Source organism: Streptomyces tritici, from assembly GCF_048500665.1.
GTDB classification, from domain to species: Bacteria; Actinomycetota; Actinomycetes; order Streptomycetales; family Streptomycetaceae; genus Streptomyces; species Streptomyces tritici.
In genome coordinates, this window is sequence record NZ_CP183183.1 from 6525728 (window position 1) to 6541086 (window position 15359).

The window sequence follows — 15359 nt, forward strand, 5'->3', positions numbered from 1 at the left end:
CCCTTCTGCCGCACGGGAGTTCACCGCGATGCCCCGCACCACCCCGCCCGCCGACCTCGTCCTGACCCACGCCCGGATCCACACCGTCGACCCCGGTCTGCCCGAGGCGGAGGCGCTCGCCGTCCGCGACGGGCGGATCGTCTGGGTCGGCGCCGCCGCCGACGCGGGTGCCTGGACCGGCCCTGGCACCGAAGTCCTCGACGCCGGCGGCCGGCTCGTCCTGCCCGGCTTCGTCGACGCGCACAACCACGTCCGGCTCGGCTCCGACGACGCCTGCGTCCAACTCGGCGGAGCCCGCAGTCTCGACGAGATCCACGCTCGCATCCGCGCCTGGCGCACCGCCCACCCCGACGCCCCCTGGATCGAGGCCGAGGCCTTCGACTACTCGGCCCTCGGCGGCCGGACGCCCACCGCCGCCGACCTCGACCCCGTCACCGGCGACGTCCCCGCGCTCGTGCTCAGCTACGACGTGCACACCGCCTGGCTCAACACCGCCGCCCTGCGCCGCTGCGGCATCACCAGGGACCGTACGAGCGTCCCGTTCGGCGAGGCCCAGACCGACCCGGCGACCGGCGAACCCACCGGCTTCGTTCGCGACTTCGCCGTCAAGGGCCTCTCCCGCGACGGCCACCGCGCCCTGCACCGGCTCGGCGTGCCGTGGGCCTCGCCGGACCGCCAGTACGGCCGGCTCGCCCGCAGCCTCGACGACGCGATCCGCTACGGCATCACCACCGTCGTCGAACCGCAGAACTCCCTCGACGACCTCGCCCTGTTCACCCGCGCCCGCGCCGAGGGCCGGCTCCGCTCCCGGATCGTCGCCGCGCTGTTCCACCCGCGCGGGACCGGCGACGCCGAACTGGACGAATTCGCCGCAGCGGCCCGCAGGTTCCGCGACGACCGGCTCCGCGTCGGCCCGCTCAAGCTGTACATCGACGACGTCGTCGAACCGCGCACGGCCGCCCTCCTGGAGCCGTACGCGGGCTGCGGCCACCACCGCGGCGAGACGTTCTACCCCCCGGAGGAGTTCGCCGCACTGCTGGCGAAGCTCGACGCGCGCGGCTTCCAGTGCTTCGTGCACGCCACCGGCGACCGCGGCATCCGCACCGTCCTCGACGCCGTCGCGCACGCCCGCGCCGTCAACGGCCCGCGCGACGCCCGCCACCAGGTCGTCCACGTCGAGTGCCTCGACCCGGCCGACACCCCCCGCTTCGCCGAACTCGGCGTCGTCGCCTGCATGCAACCCCGGCACGCCGCGCCCGAGATCGCCGGGCCCGGCCAGGACTGGGCCGAGAACATCGGCCCCGACCGCTGGCACAAGGCCTGGCCGCTGCGCAGCCTGCACCGGGCCGGCGCGGTGCTCGCCTTCTCCAGCGACTGGAACGTCGCCGAGATGGATCCGATGATCGGCATCTACTCCGCCGTCACCCGCCGCCCGCTCGACGGCGGCGCGCCGTGGACGCCGGAGGAGGCCGTCGACGTCGGGACGGCGGTGGAGGCGTACACGCGGGGTTCGGCGTACGCCAACTTCCTGGAGCAGGAGCGAGGTTCGCTCGCGGTCGGCAAGCTCGCGGACTTCGCGGTGTGGTCCCGGGACATCCTGCGGGTCCCGGCCGAGGAGATCCCGGGGACGGTCGCGGAGACGGTCGTGGTGGGAGGGGAGACCGTGGTGCGGGGAGGGGAGATCGTGCGGCGCGGGTAGGGGAGACGGTGCGCCGCCGGTAGGGGAAAGGTGCAGCGCCGGTAGGGGATGATGGCCGCGTGAACGACTACGCGGAGTGGGAAGCCCTGTTCGAGGGGGGAGCGGACCTGCCGTGGCGGGTGCGCTACGGGTGGCTGGAGGGGCTGGGGTTCAACGGGGGAGCGCCGGACGACGTACTGGTCCGGCTGCTCGGCTACGGCATGGACGGCTTCCTGCCGTGCGCGGTGTCGGACGAGGTCTTCGCGGCGGCGGTCGCCCATCCCAATTACAAGATCCGCAGCCGGCTCGCGGAATGGCAGCCGGTGCTGACCACCGAGCAGTGGACGGCGCTGGTCCTCGACGAACCCAACTTCCGCGTCCGCGGGCGGTTCGTGACCCAGGCGGTGGCGTGGGAGGTGCGGCTGCCGCCCGAGGCGCACGAACGGCTGGCCGCCGATCCCGCGCCCGGCGTCCGAGGCGCGGCCGTCGGCCTGCCGGGCTTCCCCGGACCGCTGCTGGTCGCGCTCACCACCGACCCGATATGGATGGTGCGTCAGGCGGCCTGCGCGCGGGCCTGGCCGCACCTCACGCCACAGCAGCGCGAGGCCCTGCTCGCCGACCCGCACGACCGCGTCCGTACGGCCGCGCTGCTCGCCCACCACCGGGACCACCCGATGCCGCGCTCCGTGTACGCCTCCCTCGAGGTCCCGGGCGCGCTGAAAGCGACATGCCGACTCGAACACGACGTCGCCGTGGAGGTGGCCCGCACGGGCGACGACAACGCCCGCCGGGCCCTCGCCCTCACCCCGGACCTGGACGCCGACGTGATCGCGATGCTCGCCGAGGACCCGGACCACTCCGTGCGGCTCGCCGTCTCCCTGCGCCCGGATCTCGACGAGGAGCGGCGCGCCGCCCTCATTCCGGCGGACTTCGACCCCGACGGCATGCGGCTCGACGTCCCGTGGGTCACGGAACGGCACGACGACCCCGACGAGATGCGCCGGCTCGCCGGCTCCGTCCACCCCGTGCTGCGCAGCGCCGTCGCGCGCGCGAAGCGGCTGCCGGCCGACGTCGTGGAGCGGCTGGCGCGGGACGAGGACCGGGTCGTCCGGCTCTTCCTCGCCGAGTCCTGCGACGACGCGCCCGCCGACATGCTGCTGGAGGTCTGGCAGTGGTGGACCGGCAGCCTCTCCAAGCCGGGCCGCCCGCGCACCCACCCGAACTTCCCGCGCGCCGGACTGCTCCGGTACGCCGACGACCCGAGCCCGCGGATGCGGCAGCTGGCCCTCGACGACCCGGAATCCACGCCCGAGCTGGTCGAGCGGTTCGCCCTCGATCCGGACGACGAGGTCCGGCGACGGGCGGCGGAGGACCCGCGGCTCTCGCCGGAGTCCGCCGTCCGGCTTCTGGACGACGCGGACGAGGGCATCCGGATGCTCGCGACCCTGCACCCGGCGCTGCCCGTGCCGGTGCTGATCGGTCTGCTGCGCGAACCGGAGGGCCACGGCATCCCGACGGCGCCCCGGAACCCGTCGATCCCCGGCCCGGTCATGCACCGCATGATCGACCTGGCGGCGACGGGGCCCTGACGGCCCCGGTCGCCGCCGGCGGTGTCGGCCGGGTCGTCGCCGGGCGGCGTCAGTCGGTGAACTCGCCCGCCATCGCCGCCGCCATCCGCAGGTGCGGGGCCGCCTCGGCGGCCCGCCCCTGGCGCTCCAGGGTGCGACCCAGCATCAGCCGCGCGTACGACTCCACCGGGTCGCGGTCGAGGATCGCCCGCAGCTCGGTCTCCGCCCGGCCGAGCTGGGCCGAGTGGTAGTACGCGCGCGCCAGCAGCAGCCGCTGCGCCGTCTGCTCCGGCGCCTCGTCCACCAGGCCGCGCAGGATCCGGGCCGCCGTGAGGTACTCCTTCGCCTCGAAGAACAGCTGCGCCCGGTCCCAGCGCTCGGCGGCCGTCCCGAACTCGTAGTACGCGGTGTCGCTCACCGGCGCTCCCTCACTGCGTGTCGTCGTGGTGCCGGGTCTCTCGTGGCCCGGCACCCCGCACAACAAGGGATGACGCTTGAAGATTCCACCAACCCGAGGTCCGGGGCGGCCCCGAGGTCGTGGTCGGCCCTGAGGTCCCTCAGCTCACCGCGAGGGTGCGGATCGCCGGCAGGTCCGCGTACAGGTTGTTCCCCGGGCACTCGGTCGGGTAGCCGTCGCGGTGGCCGGAGATCCGGTCGAAGGTCACCTGCTGGCCGGCCGTGTACTTGCCGTTCGAGGCGGCGGCGGTCATGACCACCGTGGACGCCGGGTCGTAGCCGTACAGCCCCAGCTTCCAGGCGGCGACCCCCGCGACCGCCTCGCGCACCTCGGGGGTGCTCGTCGCGTCGTTGTAGTTGCCGAGCACGGCGACACCGGCGGTGTCGGTGTTGAAGCCGTACGTCTGCGCGCCGAGCACCGGCCGGTCGATGCCGCCCGCGCGGCCCTCGAAGACCGTGCCGCACTTGTCGACCAGGAAGTGGTAGCCGATGTCGTTCCAGCCCTGGCCCTGCACGTGGTAGAGGAAGATCCCGTTCACGATCGAGGGGGACTCGGCGCAGGTGTAGGCGTTGGTGCCGGCGGTGTGGTGGACGAAGACCGCCTTGGTCTCCTTGGTGTACGTCGCCGGGTCCTTGACCAGGGACTCGTCGGCGCCCCAGGCGGAGCGGGGGAGGACGGCGGGCTGCGGGGCGGGGGCGGCGGTCGCGCTGCCCGCGACCGTGACGGTGGGCGTCGGCGCCGCGGGCGTCGGGTCGACCAGTTCGAGCCGCAGCCCGGCCGGCAGGCCGGACGTCCGTCCGGAGGCGTCGCGCACCCGCGCCTGGACGCCGTCGGACGGCCCGGTCCACAGCGGCTGGGTGCCCGCGCGTACGCCGGCGGCGGTGCTGTCCGGGCCGGTCTCCGGCGTACGGACGTCCGTCTCCAGGTCCCGCCAGGCGGACCACGCGCCGGTGGCGCGGTCGCGGACGCGGACCTGCGCGGTGCCCCCGAGCTGCGCCCGGGAGTCGGTCCAGGTGAGGCCGAGCATGCTGAACGGCGCGGTGCGGCGGGCGGGCAGTTCGCGCACGTCACCGTGCGAGGCGGGCAGGGCGATGCTGTGCACCGACCCGCGGTCGGCGGCGGCCTGATGGGCCTGCTCCGCGGACGACGCGGGCCCCGCCGGGCCGAGCGCGGCGACCAGGGCCGCGGCCGTCAGGGCGGCGGCCGGGGCGGCCAGGGGTATGCGGCGCGGGGCGTGCGTCATCGGGTGTCGCCTCCAGGAGTGGTGACCGCGCCTTCCGGAGCGGAGAGTTCGCTGCTGCATGTGGCGCGGCCGAAGGCGCCGGTGGCCGAGGAGAGCTGGACGTGCTTGCCGCCGACGGCGAGCTTGCAGGTGGCCTGGCCGCCCTTCGCGCCGAGGGTCAGGCTCACGAGCGGCTGCCTGCCGTGCGGTACCTGGACGGTCTTCCGCCAGGGCAGACGCGCGTTCCGGGCGACGTCGGCCTTGCCGGCGCGGGCGGCCTCGCCGTCGCCGAGGTACGTGATGTCGGCGGTGCCCGAGCCGAGCACCTCGTACGTCACGGCGGTGGTCGGCACGGCCTGCCGTTCGGGCTCGTCGGCGGAGCCGTCGAGCAGTCCGTAGCCGACGAGTCCGCCGGTGGCGAGGAGCAGCGCGCCGACGACGGCGGCCACGGCGCGCCGGTCGGACCGCCGTTCGGCCGCGCCGGCGTCGGCCTCGTCGTGCTCGGGAACGACCGGGTCGGCCGCGTCGGCCTTGCCGGTGGCGTCCGGCGCGTCGGCCGTGCCGGCCGCGTCGGCGGTGCCGGCCGTTTCGGGGGTTTCGCTCGTAGGCATCGTCAGGCTTTCGTTCGGCGTGTATTTCCCGGACACGCTTGTGCCGGCGAGTAAATCCGCCCGGTTCTACACCAGCCGATCGGAGTGTGGCAACAGGAAGAAGAAAACGGACCATTCGCCACTGCGGCCTGGGAACTGCCCGAATTGTCTGCGGGGTTGACGGGGCATCGGATTCCTGATTAGAAATCCGCCCCGGTATGCAGGAATGGTGGCGCGGGATTGCGACCCGCCCGGTATTGGGGAGTTCTCAGATGACGTTGCGCGCACGGATCGTCCAGCTCTTCGCGGTGCTCGCCCTGGCAGCGGGCTCCGTCGTCGCACTGCCGGCGCAGCCTGCCGCCGCGGCCAACGGCTGCAACGGCACCGCCTTCGCGTCGAACAGCTGGTACGACTCGGCGGGCCGCCTGGCGGCCAAGACGTACTACCACGACGAGGGCTCGTACATGTGCGTCAACCTCGTCGCCCAGGGGATCTACTACGGCCAGACCAAGTGGATGTCCATCAAGCTCTGCGACAGCTACAACTCGGGCTGCGTCACCGACGCCGGCTACTTCCAGTACTACGCCGGCCCGGTCCGCCGCCCGGAGGGCGTGTGTCTGTGGGCCGTCTCCACGATGAAGAACTCCTCCGGCACGACCATCGTGGACAAGGGCCACTACGTTCCGCCGTGCAACTGAGCACCGTGACGCCCTGATCCGGCCCCTTCGCCACAAAGGCGAATGAGCCGGAGAGGGTGGTGCACGCCGTAGCCGCCCGGCACCTCCACGAGGTGCCGGGCGGCTCTTGGCCTTGCCCTTTCCCGATTACTCGGCGGACTTCCCCGCGGTGCCCGCGCGGGCCTGCCTCGCCAGCAGGTCGGCGACCCTGATGAACCCGTCGGCGCCGTGGCCCAGGCCGATGGCACGGCGGGCCTGCCCCTCCGCGGCACGCATCACGCCGGCGTCGATGCCGCGCTGCTCCGAGGTGTGCACGATGTGGGCCATGGACGACACCGCCGACGTGATCGGGTTGCCGTCCCCGGAGAAGGTGCCGGCGGCCATCTCCTCCGCGCACTCTTCGAAGATCGGCGGGAGGATCTCGCCGATCCCCTTGGCGAAGGGCGCCAGTTCCCGCGGGGTGATCCCCTCGGCCTGCGCCACGGCCAGAGCGTGGGCGTAACCGGCCATCGCCGTCCAGAAGATGTCGAGCAGCGCGACGTCGTGGGCCGCGGCCCGGCCGATCTCCTCGCCCAGGTGGGTGTGGGTACCGCCGAGCGCCGCCAGCGACGACCGGTACCGCTGGTGGGTCTCCTCCGGACCGCTGTACAGGAACACCGCGGCGGGTGTTCCGATGGTGGCCGCAGGAGTCATGATCGCGCCGTCCAGGTAGGCGATGCCGTGGTCGGCCGCCCAGGCTGCGCTGTCCCTCGCCCGGTCCGGGACGTCCGCCGTCAGGTTCAGCACGGTCCGGCCCTTGAGGGCCGCCGTCACGTCCGGGTGGCGCAGGACGGCGTCCGCCGCGTCGTAGTTCACGACGCACACCACGACCAGCTCACTGGCCGCGACGGCCTCGGCGGCGGACGCCGCTCCCGCCGCTCCCCGCTCCACCAGGTCACGGTCCTTCCCCGCAGTGCGGTTCCAGACGGTCGTCCGCAGCCCCGCGTCCAGGAAGGCTCCCGCCAGTGCGCGGCCCATGGGCCCCAGTCCGAGCACGGTCACGGCAGACTCTTGTGTGTACGAGGACATGCCTCAACTCTCCTTGCTTTGATAACACATACGAAAAAACGGGATGACAATGACGCGCAGTCGGGCTACGGACGTGAACGTGTGCGGAGTGACCGCCGCCATCGCGGTGATCGACGGCAAGTGGAAGACCGGGCTGCTCTGGGCCCTGGAATCCGGTCCCCACCGCCCCGGTGAACTACGCCGACGGCTTCCGGGCCTCAGCGAGAAGGTGCTGACCCACGCCCTGCGTGAGATGGAAACCGACGGGCTGGTGCACCGCGAGGTGCACGACGTACTGCCCTTGAAGACCGTGTACTCGCTGACCGAGTTCGGCCGTGAACTGTCCGAGGCGCTGGCCCCGCTGGCCGACTGGGGTCACCGTCGACTCGACAGTCTTGCCGCGGCGCAGGAACAACAGGCGCTCTGAACCCTCCCCTTCCGGTCTCCGCCGGCCCTGTGCCGTACCGATCGCGCCCCCTCAGCCTCTCCGTGCGGCGAGGCAGCCACAAGTACCCACAAAAAAGTGGGTACTCGGCCGGGCGCCGGCGGTCGGAGGCTGCATGAACGCCTGCTGGATAGATCGCTCGTTCTAGCTTGTGGATCACGTGAACGCCGTGCTAGCTTCCGGCTCGTTAGAACGTTCTTTTTAGTGGTTCTCGAAAACGAGGAGCTGACGATGGAACACAAGCGGATCACCGTCAACGGCCTGGACCTGGCCTACGTCGAGGCGGGAGAGGGGCCGCTCGTCCTGATGCTGCACGGCTTCGACACGCCCCGGCTGTACCGGTACCTCCTGCCCGCGCTCGCCGAGGCCGGATACCGCGGCGTGGTCCCCACCATGCGTGGGTTCGCCCCGTCGCAGGTGCCGTCGGACGGCAGCATGCGCCTTCCCGACCTGATCGCCGACGCCAACGGTCTGCACGAGGCGCTCGGTGGCGGCTCCGACGCGGTCCTGATCGGGCACGACTGGGGAGGCTTCACCGCCTGGGGCGCCGCGGCGGCCGCGCCCGAGCGGTGGGCCAAGGTGGTCGTCAACGACGTCCCGCCCCTGGAGTTCTACGACCGCAACAGCGCCGATCCCGAGCGGATCGAGCGGTACGTCCACTTCTACTTCTTCCAGATGGCCATAGCCGACCAGCTCGTCGCGGCCGACAACCTCGCCTACCTCGACTGGCTCTGGAACCACTGGACGGGGACCGTCCCCGGCTACGACTCCACCGAGGACCGCAAGGCGATGAAGGAGGGACTCAACACGCCGGAGAGGCTCCACCTCGGCCTGGAGCTCTACCGGCAGAACTTCCCGGCCTCGACATTCGGCACCCCGGACTGGGAGATGATCCGGGTCCTGGACAAGCTGCCCTCCCAGCCCACCCTCTACCTCCACGGAACCGAGGACCCCGTGGTCGACGCGGAGACGCTCGCCGAGCTCGTCGCCATGCTGCCGCCGGGATCGGACGGCGCCATGATCGAGGGCGCGGGCCACTTCCTCCTCTCCGAGAAGCCGGACGAGGTCAACGAGCGCATCCTCGCTTTCCTGGCTCGCTGATCACCCCTCCCTGCGGCGCGGGTCGGCCATCCGTCGATGGCCGACCCGCGCCGCAGGCGCGTTCGCGGCCCCGCCGGTCAGCGCGCGTTGAGGCGTGACTTCTTGACCTTGTTGCCGCAGGTGTTCATCGAGCACCAACGGCGGTTGGCTCCGCGGCTGGTGTCGAGGAACAACCCCGAGCATCCCGGGCCTTCGCAGTTCTTGATGCGGCTCCGGTCGGGGCCCCCGAGGATGCGGATGGCATCCGTGGCCAGGACCCCGAGGGCGTCGGCGACGGGAGTCGTCTCCGTCAAGTGCCACCCGGCGCCCTCGTGTTCCAGCACAGCCTTCGCGTGGCCGGCGGCAGCGAACGTGTTGAGGGTGTGGACGTCCTCGGATTCCGGCGGTTCCCCTGCGGCGAGCGCCGACCCGACGCGGTAGACCGCCTCGCGCAGTTCGACGGCGCGCCCCAGGTCGGACGGCGACACGTCTGCGACGTCGAGCCCCGTGGCCCCCAGCCACATCTTCAGCCGTGCGGGATCGGTCAGCCGCTCCCTCGGCGTCCGGCCGGCGCGATCGGTGACGGTGGCGGTGAACCGGAATGCGAGGACCTCGTTGTCCATCCGGAACACACGACGTACGTCCTCCGTCATTTCCAGCCTCCGCAGCGAGCGACCACACGCGCCGAACCGCTTCGGACGGTTCGCTGTGATCGTAACTCCGTGGCACCCTTGAACCGCTTCAGACGGTTCAACGGAAGGGGTGCTCGGCGTGAGCAGCATTGCGGTCATCGGTCTGGGAGCCATGGGGCGGCCCATCGCGCGCAACCTCGTGCAGGCCGGCCACGACGTCGTGGTGTGGAACCGCTCCGACGGGCCCGCGGACGAACTGGTCGCGGTGGGCGCCCGGCGTGCCGCCTCGGTGGCCGAGGCCATGCGGGCGCCCGTGGTCTTCTCGGTCCTGTCCGACGACCGGGCCGTCGCCGAGACGTTCCTCGACTCCGGTGTCCTCGCTCGGACCCCGGGCGGGACCGTTCACGTCAACCTCGCCACGGTGAGCACCGGTCTGGCCCGCCGGGCGGCTGCGGCACACGCCGAGCATGGTGTCGGCTATGTCGCGGCACCGGTCTTCGGCCGTGTTCCGGTCGCCGAGGCCGGAGCGCTCAACGTCCTTGCGGCCGGGGAGGATGCGTTGCTCGACCGGGTGCAGCCGTTCTTCGACGTGATCGGCTCGCGGACCTGGCGACTGGGCGACCGTCCGGATCAGGCCAACATCGTGAAGATCCTCGGGAACTACCTGATCGCCTGCGCGATCCAGTCGCTGGGCGAGGCCGTCAGCCTCGCGGAGGGCGCCGGCGTCGACTCCGGGCAGTTGGTCGAGCTGCTGACGTCCACGCTCTTCCCGGGAGCCGTCTACACCGGCTACGGGTCGATGATCGCCGAACGGCGCTACCAGCCGGCCGGATTCACCACCGTCCTGGGCCGCAAGGACCTCCACCTCGCGCTCGACGCCGCGACCGACCAGGGCATTCCTCTCCCGATCGGTCGACTGCTGGCGGACGTCTTCGACGCGGCCGTCGCCGACGGTCGCGGGGCGGACGACTGGGCGGTCATCGCGGAACAGCAGCCGCGGTGACCCCCGACGACCAACGGCGCGAGCCGGACCCGGGGCCGGCCGGACCCGAAGACGCGTTCGGCGGCCACGACGTGCCCAGCACCTTGATGGGTGTCACCGTGCTCGGCTATGACGGCCAGCTCGTGGAGATCGAAGCCGTCGCCGCCGTGCTCGATCAGAGCCGGTCCCAGGGCCCCGGACATGCCGCGGCCGCGCCCCGGGGCCCCGTGCGGAGGTGCGGGGTGCCGGGGCGCGGCCGGAGTTCGTACGGGCCGCGCCCGTCCACGCGGCGAGGGAACGGCAGGTCAGCGCACGCGGCCGCGGGGCTTCAGCGGGACCGGCGGAAGTTCGGGGGCGGTCAGCGGGGCGCCGTCGTAGCCCTTGACCTCGCCGAAGCGGGTGCCGGTCTGCCAGTCCTCGCGGGCCTGCTCGATCTCCTGCTGGCTGCGGCCGATGAAGTTCCACCACATGATGAGCTCCTCCTCGAACGGTTCGCCGCCGAGCAGCATCAGGCCCGCGTCCGAGACCGCGCGCAGCGGGAGTTCGGTGCGGCCGCAGCCGAGGTAGAGCATCGAACCGGGCAGCACCGGGACGTCGTCGACGCGGGCCTCGCCGGACATGGCCAGGACCGCGTACTCGAAGTCCGGCTCCAGCGGCAGCGCGGTCTCCGTGCCCGCGGCCAGCGCCAGATCGGCGCCGACGATCGGGCTGTACGTGTGGCCGGGGGAGCGGGCGCCGTCCAGCTCGCCCAGGATGACGGTGGCCGTCAGACCGGGCGCGGCGACGGTCGGCAGGTCCGCGTGGTGCTGGAAGTGCGGCTCGACGTGCCGGTGGGCGTCCGGCAGCGCCACCCAGAGCTGCGCGCCGTGCAGGAAGCGGGCGTGGGAGCGGGGGCTCTCCTCCGAGTGGGAGATCGCCCGGCCCGAGGTCATCAGGCCCAGTTCGCGCGGCCGGATGGTCTGCAGGCTGCCGGTGCTGTCGCGGTGCAGCACCTCGCCCTCGTGCAGCCAGCTGACGGTCTGCAGGCCCATGTGCGGATGGGGCGGGACCTGCATGCCGGGCTCGTCCGCGATGTCGTCGGGACCGTAGTGGTCGACGAACGCCCACGCGCCGACCATGCGCCGGCCGAGGTTGGGCAGCAGCCGGCGCACCTCGGTCGACTCGCCGAGCTTGACGTGGCGCGGGCTCAGGAGTTCCCGTACCGGCTCGGCGACGACGAAGCCACGTCCGCCGCAGACGCTGGGCGTGGGCTGACGGTCAAGGTTGCTCATGACCCCAACCTAGTCGGCCCGGGCCCGGCGTCCGTCCGTTTTCGCGGGTGAAACGTCCGGAGCCGGGCCGGGCGGGTACTCGGAGGGTGCTCTCCCGTCGGCCCTGCCGTCAGCCGCCGGGACCCGACACCAGTGGCGGCGACCCGCGACCGCCTCAGTGCCCGGCGCCGAGCGCCGCCAGACGGCGGGTGTCCAGGGGCGAGTCGCGGCGGTCCAGGCGGGTGCGCAGGAGGTGGCGGGCCGCGTCGCTCTGGCCCGACTCGACCAGGGCGTACAGCAGGGTCTCCTCGACCACCTCCCGCTGCGCCGCGCTGCCGCCGACCCGGCGCAGCGTCGGCAGCAGGGCGCGCAGCCCGCGGACCGCCTCCGGCCAGCGCTCCTCCAGGACCGCCTCCAGGGCCGCGCACAGCGGGGCGACGACCTCGCGCTGGACCTCGTCCGCGCCCGCCGCGTGCCGGCGCAGCCGGCGCAGGGCCGCGAGGTCGCCGGCCGCGGTCAGGGCGACCGCGCTGTGCAGCGCCGTGAACGCGGTGGCCGGGCGCTCGACGAGATCCGCCGCCACCGCGTCGAGGACGTGGTCGACCGGCATCCGGCCCTGCCAGGTGCGGCACATCCGCGCCCGCCACAGCAGCGAACCCGAATCCACCAGCGCCCGCACCCCGTTGACCCGCCGCGGCGCGAGCTGGGCGAACCAGCGGCGGCGCACCGCCTCCGAGTCGTCCAGGGCCAGTTCGTGCAGGGCCACGTGCCAGGAGAAGTGCGCCCGGTGGACCGCCCCGCGCCCGTGCCCGGAGATCCAGCCGTCCAGCCAGTCGCGGCCCGCGTGGTGGTCGCCGGACTCGTAGTGGACATGGGCCAGCGCGTGCACCGCGTGCCCGGAGGCCGGTTCCGCCGCCAGCGCCTCGCGGGCGAGGACGCCGGCCTCGTCGATCCGTCCCTCCTCCTGCAGCAGGAAGGCCCGCAGCGAGGTGTGGAACCAGTGCCCGTCGTACGCGGACGCCGTCCGCTCCACCAGCCGCTGCGCCAGGTTGTCGTCCAGGTCGCCGACGCCCGAGAACGCGATCGTCGGGACCGCGGTGCTCAACGCCAGCGCGTCGCCCGGGTACCGGTCCAGGTGCTCGACGAGGGCCCGGTCGCCGTCGTCGGCGCCGATCCGCCGGCCGACCACCTCGACGAAGGACCGCTCCCGCTCGTCGCCGCGCTCCTTCGCGGCGCGCCGCGCGTCGGCCAGCGCCCGGGGCACGTCGACGTCCGCGCCGCACTCGTGCCCGAGCAGCGCCAGCGCCGCGTGCCCGAGCGCGAAGCCGGGGTCGAGTTCGACCGCCCGTACGAAGGACTCCGCGGCCTTGGCCCGTACCGTCACCACCCGCCCGAGCCCGGAGCGGTACGCGGCCGCGGCCGCCGCGTGCGTGGACAGCGGCAGCCCGAACTGGTCGGTGGGCCGGCGGCGGACCGGCCGTACCCGGGCGGCGGACGGGGCGAGCACCGCCTCGGCGACTTCCCGGGCCTGGGCCCGGATCTCGGGGATCGCGGTGGTCTCCCACAGCTCGCCCCGCCGGGGCGCGCCGAGCGTGAACAGCGGACGCGCCGAACTCCCTGCGGCGTCCGTCAGGCGGCCGCCGTCCGTGGCCACGCCGATGCCCAGGGGGCCGGGGACGGCGAGCCCCTCGGCGAGCAGCCCGGCCCACAGCGGATCGCGGTCCGCGCGCAGGCCCGGACCGGTGCAGTCCACCACGCGGCCGACCCGCAGTTCGCGGCCGTCGGCGAGGGAGACGGCCAGCCGCCCGTCTTCCAGCGGCCGGACGCCCGCGACCCGGCCGGCGTGCACCCGCAGCCGGTGCGCCGCCCTGATCCGGGCGATCGCCTCGGCCGTGGTCGGGGCCATCCGGTGTCGGTGGACGTTCCAGAGGGTGGCGTCGCGGCCCAGGAACTCGGCCCGCTCGTCGTCGTTCAGGCCCTCCCAGAGCGCCGCGATGTGCGGGCGCAGGCCGTCCATCGCGGGCCGCCAGTCGCCGTGCTCGCGCATCGAGGCGGCCAGATGGCGGCGCAGCACCGCGCGCAGCCGGGCCAGCGGCAGCCCGGCCAGACCGTCCGGCACCGGGACCGGCGGGAGCGGGGCGACGGCGTGCGGCCGGGGGAGCAGTCCGCTGCGGGAGAGGGTGTGCACGGTGCGGCCGGGCCGGTCCAGGACGAGGGCGAGGTCGACGGCGGTCAGCCCCGCACCGACGAGCAGCACGTCTTCCCTGTCACCGACCGCGTCCAGGGCGCCCGGCGCCCAGGGGCGGGCGACGAACCGGTCGGAGGCGCGCAGCTCCGGGGGCGCCCAGGACGACGTGCCGGGCGCGGGGCCGGTGGCCAGGACCACGCTGTCGGCGTCCAGGGTGGTGCCGTCGGCGAGGTCCAGGACGAAGCCGGTGCCGCGGGCGGCGCAGCGCGTCGCGGTGGTGCGCAGCCGGCGCACGGCGACCGTGCCGGTGGCCGTGATGATCGCCCGGCCCAGGGTGTCGGCGAGGTACGAGCCGAAGCGGTGGCGTGGCGCGAAGTCGCCCGCGGTGACGGTCGATTCGCCGTGACGGCAGAGCCAGCGCCGAAAATGGCCGGGATCGTCCGGGTAGCAACTCATCCCGCCCACCGGCACGTTGAGCCGGTGCTCCGGGACCTCCGTGGCGTACGCGACGCCCCGGCCGGCCTCCGGCGCGGGGTCGATCAGCACCAGCTCCAGCGGGGTCCGGCGTCGCGCGGCGGTCTCGCAGAGCTGGACGGCCACCAGCGCCCCGGCGGCGCCCGCGCCGACCACGGCGACGACGGGCCGGGCGGTCGCGGCGGTCACGGAGCGGCCGGTCGCGGCCGACGGAGAAGCCTCGGGACACTCGGGGACCTCGGGAACCACCTGAACCTCCGGAATCGGGGCGGGGACGACGTGCGCCCGGGAAGTTCACTATCTCGATGAACAATGTGAAGAGACAAGCCCGCCGCACCGCGTCCGTCATTTCCCGCCAACCGTGAGACATTGAGCCCGTGAGGATCTCAGCGCGCACGGACTACGCGGTACGGGCCATGGCGGAGCTCGCCCGGTCCCCCGAGCGGCCCCGGAAGGCGGAGGACGTCGCCGGCGCCCAGGACATCCCGGTGCGCTTCCTCTTCGTCGTCCTCAGCGAACTGCGCCAGGCCCGGCTCGTCCGCAGCGAACGCGGCCCCGAGGGCGGCTACATGCTGGCCCGCCCGCCCGCCGAGATCACCCTCGCCGACGTCATCCGCGCCATGGACGGCCCCCTGGTCAGCGTCCGGGACCTCAAGCTCACCGGCCTCGAGTACCCCGGAGCCGCGGCCCCGCTCCCCGACGTCTGGCGCGCCGTGCGCACGAGCCTGCGCCAGGTCCTGGAGGGCACCACCCTGGCCGACCTGGCCTCCGGCGAGCTGCCCGACCTGGTCCGCGAGCGCGCCCGCGCGTACGACGACGACCCCCGCACGTACCCGTCGCGCTGAACCGGCCCGGACCGACGATATGATCTCCGGCACTGTCCGGACGTCGCGCAGAGGCAGGCGCTCCGATTTCGCAAGTCGGCTACGTCGGTTCGAATCCGACCGTCCGGGCAGCCCGGTCCTGTAGCGCAGAGGCAGTCGCACCGTCTTGCAAAGACGGGACACGCCGGTTCGAATCCGGCCGGGACCACGGGGGCGGTACATGAGGCGGGGCGGGGCGGGGACAC

At 73.5% G+C, this 15359-nt stretch carries 14 protein-coding genes, 2 tRNA genes and 1 pseudogene; 10 read left to right on the top strand and 7 right to left on the bottom strand.

The window, feature by feature from the left end:
• The first annotated feature begins 28 nt into the window (after positions 1-28).
• Both ACNJ93_RS29980 and ACNJ93_RS29985 read left to right on the top strand, forming a co-directional pair.
• Positions 29-1699, top strand: a complete 1671-nt coding sequence (locus ACNJ93_RS29980; protein ID WP_418960591.1) for an amidohydrolase — start codon at positions 29-31, stop codon at positions 1697-1699.
• Between the two features lie 59 nt (positions 1700-1758).
• Positions 1759-3267: a PE-PGRS family protein gene (locus ACNJ93_RS29985; RefSeq protein ID WP_418960592.1), complete on the top strand. Its 1509-nt coding sequence runs from the start codon at positions 1759-1761 to the stop codon at positions 3265-3267.
• 49 nt (positions 3268-3316) lie between these two features.
• Here the strand turns inward: ACNJ93_RS29985 and ACNJ93_RS29990 are convergent, their stop codons facing one another.
• The 3 genes from ACNJ93_RS29990 to ACNJ93_RS30000 form a co-directional block, all read right to left on the bottom strand.
• Entirely contained in the window at positions 3317-3664 is a 348-nt protein-coding gene (locus ACNJ93_RS29990; protein ID WP_418960593.1) for a tetratricopeptide repeat protein, read from the bottom strand.
• Positions 3665-3803: 139 nt separating this feature from the next.
• On the bottom strand, positions 3804-4946 hold the full coding sequence (locus ACNJ93_RS29995) for a peptidoglycan recognition protein (protein WP_418960594.1): 1143 nt from the start codon (positions 4944-4946) through the stop codon (positions 3804-3806).
• A complete protein-coding gene (locus ACNJ93_RS30000; protein WP_418960595.1) occupies positions 4943-5536 on the bottom strand; it encodes a hypothetical protein in 594 nt (197 codons plus the stop codon). The genes ACNJ93_RS29995 and ACNJ93_RS30000 overlap by 4 nt, the downstream gene beginning before the upstream one ends.
• Before the next feature lie 251 nt (positions 5537-5787).
• On the opposite strand from ACNJ93_RS30000, the gene ACNJ93_RS30005 reads away from it, so the two are divergent.
• On the top strand, positions 5788-6213 hold the full coding sequence (locus ACNJ93_RS30005) for a hypothetical protein (protein WP_418960596.1): 426 nt from the start codon (positions 5788-5790) through the stop codon (positions 6211-6213).
• 126 nt (positions 6214-6339) lie between these two features.
• Here ACNJ93_RS30005 and ACNJ93_RS30010 read toward each other — a convergent pair whose 3' ends face one another.
• Positions 6340-7260, bottom strand: coding sequence for an NAD(P)-dependent oxidoreductase (locus tag ACNJ93_RS30010; protein ID WP_418960597.1), 921 nt, complete (start codon positions 7258-7260; stop codon positions 6340-6342).
• 49 nt (positions 7261-7309) lie between these two features.
• On the opposite strand from ACNJ93_RS30010, the gene ACNJ93_RS30015 reads away from it, so the two are divergent.
• A complete protein-coding gene (locus tag ACNJ93_RS30015) occupies positions 7310-7666 on the top strand; it encodes a winged helix-turn-helix transcriptional regulator (RefSeq protein ID WP_418960598.1) in 357 nt (118 codons plus the stop codon).
• A gap of 249 nt (positions 7667-7915) precedes the next feature.
• Positions 7916-8785: an alpha/beta fold hydrolase gene (locus ACNJ93_RS30020; protein ID WP_418960599.1), complete on the top strand. Its 870-nt coding sequence runs from the start codon at positions 7916-7918 to the stop codon at positions 8783-8785.
• A gap of 77 nt (positions 8786-8862) precedes the next feature.
• Here the strand turns inward: ACNJ93_RS30020 and ACNJ93_RS30025 are convergent, their stop codons facing one another.
• Complete coding sequence (locus ACNJ93_RS30025) at positions 8863-9387, bottom strand: CGNR zinc finger domain-containing protein (RefSeq protein ID WP_418960600.1); 525 nt, start codon at positions 9385-9387, stop codon at positions 8863-8865.
• 148 nt (positions 9388-9535) lie between these two features.
• Between ACNJ93_RS30025 and ACNJ93_RS30030 the strand changes: the two genes are divergently transcribed.
• Positions 9536-10399, top strand: coding sequence for an NAD(P)-dependent oxidoreductase (locus tag ACNJ93_RS30030; RefSeq protein ID WP_418960601.1), 864 nt, complete (start codon positions 9536-9538; stop codon positions 10397-10399).
• A 50-nt stretch (positions 10400-10449) separates the two neighbouring features.
• A pseudogene (locus tag ACNJ93_RS30035) lies at positions 10450-10554 on the top strand (RidA family protein); the annotation flags it as partial.
• A gap of 129 nt (positions 10555-10683) precedes the next feature.
• On the opposite strand, the gene ACNJ93_RS30040 reads toward ACNJ93_RS30035, so the two are convergent.
• Both ACNJ93_RS30040 and ACNJ93_RS30045 read right to left on the bottom strand, forming a co-directional pair.
• Positions 10684-11649 (bottom strand): pirin family protein, encoded by a 966-nt coding sequence (locus tag ACNJ93_RS30040; RefSeq protein ID WP_418960602.1) that lies wholly within the window; start codon positions 11647-11649, stop codon positions 10684-10686.
• A gap of 154 nt (positions 11650-11803) precedes the next feature.
• The gene (locus tag ACNJ93_RS30045) at positions 11804-14479 is read right to left on the bottom strand and encodes an FAD/NAD(P)-binding protein (RefSeq protein WP_418960603.1); all 2676 of its coding nucleotides are present in this window, start codon (positions 14477-14479) and stop codon (positions 11804-11806) included.
• A gap of 188 nt (positions 14480-14667) precedes the next feature.
• Here ACNJ93_RS30045 and ACNJ93_RS30050 point away from each other — a divergent pair, with 188 nt between their 5' ends.
• From ACNJ93_RS30050 to ACNJ93_RS30060, 3 genes are all read left to right on the top strand, one after another.
• The gene (locus ACNJ93_RS30050; protein ID WP_418960604.1) at positions 14668-15135 is read left to right on the top strand and encodes an RrF2 family transcriptional regulator; all 468 of its coding nucleotides are present in this window, start codon (positions 14668-14670) and stop codon (positions 15133-15135) included.
• A gap of 36 nt (positions 15136-15171) precedes the next feature.
• A tRNA-Ala gene (locus ACNJ93_RS30055) sits at positions 15172-15243 on the top strand.
• A gap of 6 nt (positions 15244-15249) precedes the next feature.
• Positions 15250-15322 (top strand) — tRNA-Cys (locus ACNJ93_RS30060).
• Positions 15323-15359 lie beyond the last annotated feature (37 nt).

Coding starts and splice junctions, on each gene's coding strand:
- ACNJ93_RS29980 (WP_418960591.1), top strand. CDS start 29: ATGCCCCGCACCACCCCGCCCGCCGACCTCGTCCTGACCCACGCCCGG.
- ACNJ93_RS29995 (WP_418960594.1), bottom strand. CDS start 4,946: ATGACGCACGCCCCGCGCCGCATACCCCTGGCCGCCCCGGCCGCCGCC.
- ACNJ93_RS30000 (WP_418960595.1), bottom strand. CDS start 5,536: ATGCCTACGAGCGAAACCCCCGAAACGGCCGGCACCGCCGACGCGGCC.
- ACNJ93_RS30005 (WP_418960596.1), top strand. CDS start 5,788: ATGACGTTGCGCGCACGGATCGTCCAGCTCTTCGCGGTGCTCGCCCTG.
- ACNJ93_RS30010 (WP_418960597.1), bottom strand. CDS start 7,260: ATGTCCTCGTACACACAAGAGTCTGCCGTGACCGTGCTCGGACTGGGG.
- ACNJ93_RS30015 (WP_418960598.1), top strand. CDS start 7,310: ATGACGCGCAGTCGGGCTACGGACGTGAACGTGTGCGGAGTGACCGCC.
- ACNJ93_RS30020 (WP_418960599.1), top strand. CDS start 7,916: ATGGAACACAAGCGGATCACCGTCAACGGCCTGGACCTGGCCTACGTC.
- ACNJ93_RS30025 (WP_418960600.1), bottom strand. CDS start 9,387: ATGGACAACGAGGTCCTCGCATTCCGGTTCACCGCCACCGTCACCGAT.
- ACNJ93_RS30040 (WP_418960602.1), bottom strand. CDS start 11,649: ATGAGCAACCTTGACCGTCAGCCCACGCCCAGCGTCTGCGGCGGACGT.